This window comes from Sphingobium lignivorans (assembly GCF_014203955.1).
GTDB classification, from domain to species: Bacteria; Pseudomonadota; Alphaproteobacteria; order Sphingomonadales; family Sphingomonadaceae; genus Sphingobium; species Sphingobium lignivorans.
Genome location: NZ_JACHKA010000001.1, coordinates 1,107,132 through 1,119,533, shown reverse-complemented (window position 1 = coordinate 1,119,533; position 12,402 = coordinate 1,107,132). Strand labels below are relative to the sequence as shown.

The window sequence follows — 12,402 nt, the reverse complement described above, 5'->3', positions numbered from 1 at the left end:
CCTCTCCTGGCTTGCGCGCGGGCAGCGACCGCTCGCCGAATCGTTCTTCCAAACAGAACGTTGTTACGTTCCATATTGCATCAAATGCGAATCGTGAATACAGGCGTTTTCAGTTTTAGGAGAGATGACATGGCAGTTCGCAATGGCAAGCAGTATAAAGCTTCACTCGATGACGGCCGCGTCGTCTGGCTGGGCGAAGGCAAGGTGGATGTCGCCACTGATCCCGGCCTCGCCGGTTCGATCGACGGCATGGCCGGCTATTTCGACTGGCAACTCGACTATGCGGACGAATGCCTTGTCGATGACCCGGAGAAGCCGGGCGAGAAAATGAACGTCAGCCTGATGTTGCCGAAGTCAAAAGAGGATCTCATGATCCGCCATCGCGGGCTGGAGCGTCTCGCCCGCTATTCGAACGGCATGCTCGGCCGCACCCCCGATTATGTGAACGTGGTTCTCTCCGGCCATACGGCGCGCGCCGACATCTGGGCTCAGGGCAAGCCGGAAGGCTATGAGCGCCTGCGCAATTTCCATCGTGAAGTGATCGAGGGCGACCTCTCGATGACGCATACCATCGTCCATGCCAACATCGACAAGGGCGCCCCGCCGCTTGCCGGCATGAACTCGGACCTGACCCTGCGTATCGTGGGTCGCAACGAGAATGGCGTCATCGTGCGCGGCGGCAAGGTGCTCGCCACGCTCGGGCCGCTCGCCGACGAAATCTATGTCTACTCGTCCGCGCCGATCCCCACGGGCGCGGAGGATTATGCCCTCATCTTCTCGATCCCGGTCAACACCAAGGGCGTGATCCAAATCTGCCGCGATCATTATGGCGTGAACGCGAGCGTGGCCGACGCCCCCTTCTCCTCGCGCTTCGACGAGCAGGATGCCTTCGTGATCTTCGACGATGTCGAAGTGCCCTATGAGCGCCTGTTCTGCGAAGGCGACCTCAACGTCTACAACATCCTCAATCAGGGTGTCTCGCCAGGCAACACGCTTCAGCAGACGGCCATCCGCGCCATGGTGAAGCTCGAATTCGCCTATGACCTGTGCTCCAGCATCGCCAAGGTGACGAACAGCCTGAACGCGCCGGACGTGGCGGTGCAGCTCGGCGAGATCCACGCCTATCTCTCGCTCACCCGCTCGGCGATCATCGCCGCCGAGGAGCGCGCGCATGACTGGGGCGCGGGCGCCTTCTTCCCGCACCGCGACCTCTCCGTGCTGCGCTGCGTGATGCCCGGCTGGATGACGCGGGTGAACCAGATCATCCGGGCCATCGGCTCGCACAATCTGCTTTGCACGCCATCGCTCGCCTTGTTCGAGAATCCGGAGATCGGCGACATGCTGCGCAAATATCTGCCCGGCTCCAACGGCATCGCGGCGGAAGACCGCGCCCGCATCATGCGCATGGCCTGGGATTTCGCGGGCTCGGCTCTCGGTAGCCGCGTCGAGCTCTACGAGATGTTCTATCTCACCAGTCAGAGCCGCGCCCGCATCGGCGACCACATGACCGCGCAACGCGACGGTGAATGGGGGCAGGTGCGCGAGTTCATGCAGAAGTCGGGCATCCTGCCCGGCTGATGCCCGTGAACGCGCCTCCCCAGCAAAGCGAGGCCGCCCGCATCGACGAGACGCTGGCGGCCAATTTCCGAAACGCGATGCGGCGCCTCGCAAGCGGCGTCGCACTCGTCACGACAGCAGATGCCGGAGGCGCGCGCTACGGCATCGCCATGACGGCGCTGATGTCGCTGAGCATGGAGCCACCCTCGCTGCTGCTGGCCATCAATCGCAATGCCTCGCTGTGCGAGCCGCTGCTGGCGCGCGGCCTCTTCGGCGTCAGCATCCTCGCCCGGGCGCATCAGGCGCCTTGCCATGCGTTCGTCACCGCACCCGCGGCGGAGCGCTTCGGCCATGGCGACTGGACCACGCATGCCAGCGGCATCCCCCTGCTGGAGTCCGCGCTCGCCGGCCTGGTCTGCCGGGTGGACAAGGCCGAACCGTTCGGCAGTCATATGGTCATTCGCGGTCTGGTGGATTATGTCGCGCTCGATCCGTCCAGCGATGCGCTGATCTATCTCGACGGACATTATGGTGGAATGACGGCTGATGAGTGACCGGGCATGAGCGACAGGACGCCCCGGCGCGCGACCTCCGGCAAGGTCGTGGCGGAGGGGAGCGCCGATCAGTCCAGCAAGGCCCGCTTCCTGCTCGCGGCGGACGAACAGTTCATCCGCTACGGCTATGACCGCTGCACGATCCGCGCGATCGCCGCGCAGGCGGGCACCAGCCTCGCTTCCCTGAGCCGCAACTGGACGAGCAAGCGCCATCTTTTCGAGGAAGTGTTCCAGCGCCATTTCGACCCCATCCACAAGGCGCAGCACGAGAATTTCGATCGGATCGAGCAGCTGGGCAAGCCCGGCGTGCGCGACATCGTCCAGGCCTTCTTCGAATCCGCTATCAGCCGCAGTGGCAGCGAAGGCGAAGCGCGGCGCAGCCACATGGTCTATTGCTGCGCACTGACTGACCCTTCCGAAGAAGCGCGCAGCATCACGCGTCCCCTCGTCACGCCGGTGCGCGGCCGCCTGATCGCGCTGCTGCGCCGGGCGATGCCGGATATCGACGAGGAGCGCTTCTTCCTCATGATGACCATCGTGCTCGGCACTTATCTCTATCCACAGGCCCATGGCGGGCGTCTGGCCGCGATCATGGATTTCGACATCAGCAAGATGGACTGGTCCAGAGCCAGCGATACGCTGGCCGATCTCGTGAGCGGCGGCCTGGAGCGCTGACGGCGCCCGTCGGCTGGATCACTTCGCGAGCAACGGCCGGACAATGCGTCGCCTTGCCCGGTCCGTCGCTTTCCTTCCGTTCAGGCCGCCCGTTCGAGCGGCCGGATCCGATCCGCGTCGGCCCAGTTACCGTGCAGGCCGAAGCGCAGGCGGACCGGGATGTTGATCGTCGCGATTGGCCCGCCGGCAATATTCGTCGCCTCGAAGATCAGCAGGTCGCTGCCGCGCTCTTCCAGCCGGTTGCAGACCATGACCATCCAGCCATCGCCTTCCGGCGCGTCGGGTGACCGTGGCACGAAGCAGGGCTCCTGGATGGAGGACACCGGGCCGCACCACCATTTCTGGTCCGCGCCGGTCTCCAGATCGACGAAACCGAGCGTGTTCATCACCCAGCCGCCGGCGCTGCCGCCCTTCATCTCGACCGGCTGGGACGGATCGATCACGACCATCCAGCCATAGCGATTCTTCTGGCCGGTGAACCGGTCGTCGATCTTCGGGAACTCGCCGATCATCTCGGAAAGCCGCACGAACTTATAGTCCTCGTCATTCTGGTTCATGTCGACGGTCCAGCGCGTCAGATAGGTCGCGCCCGCCACCGGATCGAACGGCGCATCGTTGATGTCCGGGAAGAAGGGCATCATGTTGTTCGCCGCCACCGGCAGGTCGAGGTGGATCTTCGAGCCCTCCTGGAAAGCGTTCATCACATGCGCGGTGAAGCAGTTGCCGCCCTTGAACCAGCGGATGTCGTCCGCCGTCGTCCCCGGCTTGCGCGGCATGACCGCCAGATAGGTCGGCAGTGAGGTATCGAAACCGAAATGCGGCTTGCCGGCCGCCAGCCGTTCCCAGCTGCTGGTCATCGGCATGACCGAGAAGAGCGCATAATCGGGCGTGATCGCGAAGTCGTGCATCATGCAATAATAAGGCGTTTCGAACCACACATCGTAGAGCAGCTCGCCATCCGGGCTGATCTCGTAATAGGTCATGTCGCGGGTGAGCACGCCCTTCGAGGCATAGCCGAAGCTGCACAGATTGCCGGTCGCGGGATCGGTCTTGGGATGCGCCGAGAACGTCTCGCCCTTCATCTTCCCGTGGAAGTCGATGTAGCCCTGCGTCTCCAGCGTTACCGCATCCATGACCAGCGGCGGCGAATCCTCCTTGAGCGCATAAAGCCGGCCACCGTGGATATAGGCATTGGTGTTCGCCGTGCCGCGGATCTTCCCCTTGACGGTCTCATCGTCGGTCAGCGGATTGCGATACGCGCCGAACAGCGCCCGCCCGGCCTCGTTCTCCAGCTTCCATTTGTCCGTCTTCGCCCAGCGCTGGGTGAAGTTCACCTTGCCGTTCCTGAACCGGAACATGGAAATCATCCCATCCCCGTTGAACGCGATGTCGTTACCCAGCTTGGGCGGGAACTGGTGCTCGGGTTGCACCCGATAGAAAGCGCCATCCATTTCCGCCGGGATCTGCCCATGCACGTTGAGATCCTCGACATTGGCTTCGACGCGCGAGGGCGTGTTGAAACCGGTGAAGGCCGGAACGTCGGGAAAGGTGGTCATGGGCATCTCCTAAGGCAGACCGTCTGAAGCCAGCTGGCAGCGGAAGGCGCGACGATGTTCTAAAAATAGAACGTCATTCTAAAAATGAGTCGTGATCTTGTCCAGTGGCTTTCTCGCCTCCGGGTCATTGCCAGCGCGGCTCCGCCTCCTCCCCCCGCAAGAAGGCTCCGCGTCCCCGAGGCACGCGAAGATCACGCCCCGCTCGCGAGACCAGGACATGCCGTCAGCCTCGATTGACAAGCGCTCGACGATCTCTTAAAAAGAACATCGTTCTGTTAGTTAGAACAATAAACGGCGCGGTTCGAGAGCGGGCAAGCGCTTGACCTAGTCTGATTCTGGAGGGGAATGATGAAACAGCAGACCCGCGTCGTCCGTCTGATGGCCGGCGCAGTCCTGTGTGCGATGATGATGCCCATGCAGCTTCATGCACAAGAGGCGCCCGACGAGGCTGCCGGGGCGAACGACGCGTCCACCGAGGAAATCGTGGTCACCGCGCAGTTCCGGCGCGAGAGCGCACAGAAGACGGCCATCTCCATCGACGTGCTGTCCGCCGACAAGCTGCAGCAGGCCGGCGTTTCCCAGGCCACCGACATCGCCCGCCTCTCACCGGGCGTGCAGATTACGCAGGGCGGTTCGGCACTCCAAGTCTATATTCGCGGCGCGGGCGACTTCTCCACGACCGGCTACAGCAACTCGGCCGTTGCGCAGGCCTATGACGGCGTGTTCGCGGCGCGCACCCAATATGTCGCCGGCACCTTCTTCGATCTCGAGCGCGTGGAAGTGCTCAAAGGCCCGCAAGGCACGCTCTATGGCCGTAACTCGACCGGCGGCGCGATCAACATCATTCCCGTCGAGCCGCGGATCGGTGCATTCGAGGGCTATGTGAGCGCGGGCTTCCAGAACTATAACGGCTTCAATGCCGAGGGTGCGATCAACATCCCGATCGGCGCGAGCTCAGCCTTGCGCGCCTCGTTCCAGGGGGTCTCGCGCGAGGGTTACATCAGCGACGGCACGGATGACGACAAGCATCATTCCTTCCGCCTGCAGTTCAAGACCGAACCGAGCGCGGACGTCACTTTGCGCCTCGGCCTCAACTACCAGCATCTCGGCGGCCGTGGCCCCGGCAAGGTGGTCTACGAACCCACCGCGCCAAACGCGCCCGGGATCACCAATCCCCAGCCGATCATCCCCGACGATCGCTGGACATCCATCGACGAAAGCCTGAACGCGCTGATCGGCCGCGTCACCGCGCCTCCGGGCATCTATCCGCTCGATACGAGCGAGGTGTACCAGAACATCACGATCTGGGGCCTCAATGCCCATCTCGACTGGAATCTCGGCCCCGCGACGCTCACCGTCATTCCCGCCTATCAGCGTGTGGAAACGGATTCCCTCGTCCTGCCGGCCCTCTACTTCAATACGGTCAACGAGTTCACCGGTGCGCCCTCCACCTCCGACGCCAAGACCCTGGAAATCCGTCTCGGCAATGCGAACGACAAGCTCAAATGGGTCGTGGGCGGCTATTATTTCCGCGAGGATCAGGACAGCTACAATTCGGTGCGACTGGGCTTCGCCTCGGATACCGCCTTCGTCGCGGACCTGAGCACGGAGGCTTATGCCGCTTTCGGCGAACTCACCTACTCGCTGGCGGAGGCGCTGCGCGTGACGGGCGGCCTGCGCTATACCGATGAAAAGAAAAGCGTCGACGGCCATCGCTATGCGCTCTTCGGCTCGGCAGGCTGCACCACGCCCGGGACCGGACCGCAGAACAGCTGCGAGATCCTGACGTCGGCCGGCACAAACGTGCAGGGCACTTACAGCGTCAACAAGCTCAACTTCAAGGCGGGCGCGGAGTTCGATGCCGGCCCGGACAGCATGCTCTATGCGAGCGTCGCAACGGGCTTCAAGTCCGGCGGCCAATCCAATGCGGACATCGATCCTTACAAGCCCGAGGAAGTGACAGCCTATACGCTGGGCGCCAAGAACCGCTTCTTCAACCGGCTGGTCCAGTTCAACGCTGAGCTGTTCTATATGGACTATCGCGACCGGCAGGAGAATTTCACGTCGCTGGATCGCGGCGGCGCGCAGGTTTCCTCCCTGTTCAACGCCGGCAAGGCCGTGGCCAAGGGCGCGAGCATCGACCTGACGCTCTTCCCCACCCGCAACGACCAGTTCCGGGTCGCCGTCGAATATGTCGACAGCGAATACAAGGAATTCTCCTATCGCAACTATCGGGCGGCCAATCCCTCGGCACGCACGTCGTGCGACGTGACGCCCGTCGCCGGGGGCACGACGCAGATCGGCTTCTGGACGATCGACTGCACCGGATTCCAGCTCCCGCGCACGCCCACATGGTCCGGCACGGTCAGCTATACGCACACATTCGACCTGGCCAATGGCGCCGCGATCGAATTCTCGCCGGACATGAGCTTTGCATCCTCGCGCTGGCTCGCCGCCGAGTTCGTCGAGAACGCACGGGCCGATGCCTATGCCTTGTTCAACGCGAGCCTCACCTACCGGGCGCCGGACAATGGCTATTCCGTCCAGTTCTTCGTACGGAACATCGGCAATGAGGCGGTCTATACCGGCACGCAGCAATATCCCTTCATCAACAATTACAATGGTCAGGACATCGCTCCGCCGCGCACATACGGCGCGCGCTTCCGGGTGCGGTTCTGATCTCCCAGGGGCAGCCCGTCTCTCTGCTGGCTGCCCCCTTTCCTCCCCCTGATTTCCAGCGGGCTTTAGCCAAGGGGTGATCGGCAGCGCACCGGCCCGGGGCATGCGTTTCACTCTTCCGGGCAAGCGGCATTCGCGCAGACTTCTTGCCGATGCCAGCGGATGGGGTTGAACTCTCTGCCCTCCCTCGCTAAAACAGAATAATATTCTGTCTAATAGAACTTACAGGAGTCGGGATGCGACTGGCACGATTTGACGGTGGACGGCTGGGTGTGGTGATCGGCGACGAGATCGCGGACATCACGGCGCTGACCGGAGCCAATCCGGCGCAATGGCCGGACATGAACATGATCCGCCTGATCCGCGATTTCGATCGGCTGCGCGGCGCGATCGAAGCCGCTCTCCCCGGACTCGCCGGGATCCCGCTGGCGCAGGTCCGCCTCGAAACGCCGGTTCCCTGGCCGAACAAGATCATCGCCTACCCCGTCAATTACCACGCGCACGGTCGCGAGATGCAGGCGCAGTATCGCGCAACCAATCAGGGCTTCTTCCTGAAGCCCGGATCGGCCCTATCCGGCCCGGCCGACCCGGTCGTGCTGCCCGCCGTCCCGGGACGCGAGGTGCATCACGAAAGCGAACTGGCGATCATCATCGGCAAGACCTGCCGGAGCGTCGCGCGGGAGGACTGGAAGGATGTCGTCTTCGGCTACGCCTGCCTGCTCGACATGGTGGTGCGCGGCCGCGAGGAACGCGTTTTCCGCAAGGCCTATGACACATTCTGCCCGGTCGGCCCGTGGATCACGACCGCCGACGCGGTGAACGATCCCGCGACGCTCGACATGAAATTGTGGGTCAATGACGACCTGCGCCAGAAGGCCAACACGCGCGATCTCGTGCTCGACATTCCGGGCATGGTCGCGACAGCCTCGGCCGTCATGACGCTCCAGCCGGGCGATATCATCGCCACCGGTACGCCGGAAGGCGTCGGACCGGTGGTGGACGGCGATCGTATCCGCATCGTGATCGACCAGGTCGGCGAAATGGCCGTGAACGTGGTGCAGGGCAAGGAAGGCATGACGGAGGTCTTCGCGCAGCCCTACGTTCCGCCCATCATCAAGCAGGCCTGAGATGGGCGCGGATCGCGATAAGGCGCTGGCGGCCCTGTATGAGAGCTTCACCAACCTCAACATGGAAGGCGGATGGCATCGCCGCTTGCCGGCGCTCTGGCGCGAGCCGCGCCGCAATTTCCTGCCCCATGTGTGGCATTATGCGGATGTGAAGCCGATCCTCGACCGGGCCGGCGAACTGATCGACACGCAGCAGGCCGAACGGCGCAATCTCACCATGTTCAACCCGGTGGAAGGCAATGTCTATTCCACTGTGCGCACGATCGTCGCTGCCTATCAGATGATCCGCCCCGGCGAGACGGCGCGCGCCCACCGGCACACGCCGAACGCGCTGCGGCTTATCCTGGAAGGACGCGGCACCTCGACCGTAGTGGATGGCAAGCAGGTGGAGATGCGCCCCGGCGACGTGCTGCTCACACCCAACTGGGCCTGGCATTCCCACGCCAATGACGGCGCTGCGCAATGCTACTGGATGGACTTTCTGGACGTGCCGCTCGTCCATCTGCTCGAACCGATGTTCTACGAGCCGCACCCGGATGGCATCGAAAAGCAGGTCGAACGGCTCGACCAGGCCCCCATCGCTTTCCGCTGGGAAGAGACGCTTGCCGCTTTCGAGGCAGAACAGGCCCGGCAGGGCCCGGACGTTCCCATCGTAGTCGAACTCGGCCCGGCGCAGCTCGACACCATCGCGCTGCACATGCACCGCATCAGGGCCGGACAGGCCACGGCGCCCGTGCAGACCACCGCCAACGCCATCTTCGCGGTCGTCCAGGGCCGCGGAATCGCCGAAATCGATCGCGAGCATCACGCCTGGGCGTTCGGCGATACCATCGCCGTCCCGGCCTGGCGCCCGCACAGCTTCCGCGCGCTGGACGACGCCGTTCTCCTGCGCGTCTCGGACGAGCCGGTGATGCGCAATCTCGGCTGGCTGCGGAGCCGCCTGCCATGACCCGGACCTTCCCGACCTTCTTCCCTTCCCCCTTTTCAGACTGGAGCAACGCGTGAGCAAGTCGCCAAAGATCATCATCGCCGGCGGTGGCATTGGCGGCATGGCCGCCGCCCTGTCGCTGCTGCGCCGGGGCTATGACGTGGACGTCTACGAGCAGGCCCCCGAGCTGGGCGAAGTCGGTGCCGGCGTGCAGATCAGCCCCAACGGATCGCGCGCGCTCGATGCACTCGGCGTGTTCGACACACTGCGCCTGGCCTCCTGCGAGCCGCGTCGCAAGGAATTCCGCCTCTGGAACACCGGCCGCGCCTGGGAAATGTTCGATCTCGGCAAGATGGCCGTCGAGAAATATGGCTACCCCTATCTGACGGTCTACCGGCCGGACCTTCTCAACACGCTGATCAACGCGGTGCAGGCCATCAAGCCGGATGCTGTGCATCTATCCTGCCATGTCGAGGATGTGGAAGTCTCGGACGACGGGGCAGCCCTGCACCTCTCCGGCGGGCGCACCGTCAGCGGTGACATTCTGGTCGGCGCCGATGGCGTGAAGTCCGCTGTCCGCAAGTCTCTTTTCGGCGACGACGAGGCCAGCTTCACCGGCATGATCGCCTGGCGCGCCGTCATCCCGATGGAGCGGTTGCCCGAGCATATGCGGCAGATGGTCGGCTGGACGTGGATCGGCCCCGGCGGCCATCTCGTCAATTACCCGCTGCGTGGCGGCCAGCTCATGAACATGATCGGCACCATCGAGCGCGACGACTGGCAGGTCGAGAGCTGGTACACGCAGGGGTCGGTCGAGGAATGCGCCAATGATTTCAAGGGCTGGCACGAAGATGTGCAGACCCTGATCCATGCCGCGCCGGCGATCATGAAATGGGCGTTCATGGAGCGCACGCCACGGCAGGTCTGGAGCAAGGGCCGCGCGACGCTGCTTGGCGACGCGTGCCACGCCACCTTGCCCTTCCTGGCGCAGGGCGCGGTGATGTCGATCGAAGATGGCGTCATCCTTGGCCGCTGCCTGGACAAATATGACGATCCCCAGGAAGCCCTTCGTCGCTACGAAGGGGCCCGTGTCGAGCGCACCAGCCGCATGGTGCGCGGCGCCAAGGACAATACCGCCCGTTTCCATGAAGCGGCCCTTGCGACCGAGGAGGGCGCCGTGCGCTACATGGAAAGCGAGTGGAGCCGCGCGCCGATCCACGACCGCTATGACTGGCTCTACAGCTACGATGTCGAGACCGTGGACATCTGACCATGAGTGTCCGATCCGCTGCCGAGGAAAACGACCTGCCGCCCGCCGACCTGCTCGAGGGCGTGCGGGTGCTCGATCTGACCAATGTGCTCTCCGGTCCCTATGCCACTTACCAGATGGCCATGCTCGGCGCGGAAGTCATCAAGGTGGAGAACCCGGCGGGCGGCGACCTCGCCCGCAAGCTCGGCGCATCCCCGGCACTCAACGAAGCGCTGATGGGCACGTCCTTCCTTGCCCAGAATGCCGGCAAGAAGTCCGTGACGCTCGACCTCAAGACGCCGGGCGGCAAGGCGTTGTTCACCCAGCTGCTCGGCACGGCGGACGTGATCGTAGAGAATTTCCGGCCTCGGGTGATGGAGCGGCTCGGCTTCTCCTGGGACGCGGTGCAGGAGATCAATCCCCGCATCGTCTATTGTGCCATTTCCGGCTTCGGCCAGAACGGGCCGCTCAGCGCCAATCCGGCCTATGACCAGATCGTGCAGGGCTATTCCGGCGTGATGAGTATCACCGGCGACGCACAATCCGCGCCGCTGCGTGTGGGCTATCCACTGTGCGACACGCTCGGCGGCATGGGCGCCGCCTTCGCCATCGCCAGCGCTCTGTTCCGCCGCGAGCGCACCGGCAAGGGCTGCTACATCGACCTTTCGATGCTGGATTCCACCATCTCGGCAATGGGCTGGGCCGTCTCCAACTATCTCATCGCCGGTGTCGAGGCGAAGCCGATCGGCAACCAGAACATGACCGCGGCGCCCTCCGGCGCCTTCCGCGCCGCCGATGGTCCGCTCAACATCGCGGCGAACAAGCAGGAGCAGTTCGAGGCGCTGTGCGACATCATCGCGCGCCCCGACCTTGCACGCGACCCTCGCTTCGCCGATCGCGAAGCGCGCAAGGCCAATCGCGAGGCGCTCAATGCCCTCCTCAATGAAGCCCTGGCGGCGAGGACCGCGCAGGACTGGGAAACGCTGCTCAACGCTGCCGGCATTCCGGCCGGACGTATCCTCACGGTGCCCGGCGCACTCGCGCATCCGCAGATCGTCGCGCGCGACCTCGTGCAGGCACTGCCGCTGGGACAGGCCGGACTCGAGGACGTGAAAGTCGTGCGCGCCGGCTTCGCATTGGGGGACGGTCGCCCGGGCGCCCGATCCGCCCCGCCCATACTGGGCGCGGACAATGAAGCCGTATTCACGGCGCTCGGCGTCGACACCGACGAACTGGCCAAGCTGCGTGCCGAAGGCGCGATCTGATCGTGCGGGCGGGAGCGGGATCCATGCTTGCGACAGCGCGTGCCGCGCGCTCAGCCGCCGCGCAGCGCCGCGAACCGCGCGGGCGATGCCCCCAGGCTGATCGAAAGCCGAATGCTCGCTTCCACGAGCGCGGGCTTGATCCCCTCGGCATGCTCGGGATTGAAGCGCGTGATCGGGCCGGACAGGGTGAGGACGCCCATCAGCGCGTTATTGACCCCGAACACAGGAGTCGCCAGCGCCGCCATCTCCGGTTCGACGCTACCGAAGGATTCGGCCATGAACGTCTCGGGCGTCAGCGCAAGGCCCGGCTCCTGCGTGAACCGGCGGAAGATCGTCGCCGCCGCGCCATTGTTCATGGGGCGCCGGTCGCCCACGCGGATGTTGTAATCCCGGATGGCGTGGCGGCCGTCGACGCGGAACAGGCAGAGTTGCTCGTTGCCGTCATCAATGAAGAAAGTCGCGCCCTCGTTGGTCGCCGTCACCAGTTCCTCCAGCACGGGCTCCACGAATTCGCGCAGGCTGAAGCTGTCCTGGAAGATGCTCGCAAGGCTGAGCAAGCCGGGCCCAAGCTGGTAATTGCCATCCGCCCGCTGCCAGACGAAGCCATATTTCTCCAGAGACCCCATCAGCCGGAGGATCGTGCTCTTGTAGAGCCCAGTGCTGCGGGAGATTTCGGCAAGCGTGAGCACCGGCTTCTCGCGGCTGAAGGCATGCAGAATGTCGAATGCACGGTCCACGGCCGCGACGCCTGCCTTCGAGTTCATGGCCATCCTCTCTTCACTGCTCCGTCCATATTGTTCTACTTAACGGAA

General features: G+C 64.1%; 10 protein-coding genes. 8 read left to right on the top strand and 2 right to left on the bottom strand.

Translation table 11 applies throughout. The features are described from left to right. Window positions 1–129 precede the first annotated feature (129 nt). The 3 genes from HNP60_RS05205 to HNP60_RS05195 are packed head-to-tail and all read left to right on the top strand — an operon-like array spanning window position 130 to window position 2,786. On the top strand, window positions 130–1,578 hold the full coding sequence (locus tag HNP60_RS05205; RefSeq protein WP_014075459.1) for a 4-hydroxyphenylacetate 3-hydroxylase N-terminal domain-containing protein: 1,449 nt from the start codon (window positions 130–132) through the stop codon (window positions 1,576–1,578). A 5-nt stretch (window positions 1,579–1,583) separates the two neighbouring features. Then, on the top strand, window positions 1,584–2,111 hold the full coding sequence (locus HNP60_RS05200) for a flavin reductase (RefSeq protein ID WP_184151034.1): 528 nt from the start codon (window positions 1,584–1,586) through the stop codon (window positions 2,109–2,111). Window positions 2,112–2,117: 6 nt separating this feature from the next. Beyond that, window positions 2,118–2,786, top strand: coding sequence for a TetR/AcrR family transcriptional regulator (locus HNP60_RS05195; protein ID WP_184151031.1), 669 nt, complete (start codon window positions 2,118–2,120; stop codon window positions 2,784–2,786). Between the two features lie 80 nt (window positions 2,787–2,866). Here HNP60_RS05195 and HNP60_RS05190 read toward each other — a convergent pair whose 3' ends face one another. Continuing rightward, window positions 2,867–4,342, bottom strand: coding sequence for a lignostilbene-alpha,beta-dioxygenase (locus HNP60_RS05190; RefSeq protein ID WP_184151028.1), 1,476 nt, complete (start codon window positions 4,340–4,342; stop codon window positions 2,867–2,869). Window positions 4,343–4,690: 348 nt separating this feature from the next. Between HNP60_RS05190 and HNP60_RS05185 the strand changes: the two genes are divergently transcribed. The 5 genes from HNP60_RS05185 (at window position 4,691) to HNP60_RS05165 (ending at window position 11,590) form a co-directional block, all read left to right on the top strand. After that, on the top strand, window positions 4,691–7,021 hold the full coding sequence (locus HNP60_RS05185) for a TonB-dependent receptor (protein ID WP_184151025.1): 2,331 nt from the start codon (window positions 4,691–4,693) through the stop codon (window positions 7,019–7,021). A 236-nt stretch (window positions 7,022–7,257) separates the two neighbouring features. Next, window positions 7,258–8,148, top strand: coding sequence for a fumarylacetoacetate hydrolase family protein (locus tag HNP60_RS05180; RefSeq protein ID WP_184151022.1), 891 nt, complete (start codon window positions 7,258–7,260; stop codon window positions 8,146–8,148). A 1-nt stretch (window position 8,149) separates the two neighbouring features. After that, on the top strand, window positions 8,150–9,097 hold the full coding sequence (locus HNP60_RS05175) for a cupin domain-containing protein (protein WP_184151018.1): 948 nt from the start codon (window positions 8,150–8,152) through the stop codon (window positions 9,095–9,097). Window positions 9,098–9,149: 52 nt separating this feature from the next. Continuing rightward, the gene (locus tag HNP60_RS05170; RefSeq protein ID WP_184151014.1) at window positions 9,150–10,346 is read left to right on the top strand and encodes an FAD-dependent monooxygenase; all 1,197 of its coding nucleotides are present in this window, start codon (window positions 9,150–9,152) and stop codon (window positions 10,344–10,346) included. Window positions 10,347–10,348: 2 nt separating this feature from the next. After that, window positions 10,349–11,590, top strand: a complete 1,242-nt coding sequence (locus HNP60_RS05165; RefSeq protein ID WP_184151011.1) for a CaiB/BaiF CoA transferase family protein — start codon at window positions 10,349–10,351, stop codon at window positions 11,588–11,590. Window positions 11,591–11,640: 50 nt separating this feature from the next. Here HNP60_RS05165 and HNP60_RS05160 read toward each other — a convergent pair whose 3' ends face one another. After that, a complete protein-coding gene (locus HNP60_RS05160) occupies window positions 11,641–12,354 on the bottom strand; it encodes an IclR family transcriptional regulator (RefSeq protein WP_184151008.1) in 714 nt (237 codons plus the stop codon). Window positions 12,355–12,402: the final 48 nt, after the last annotated feature.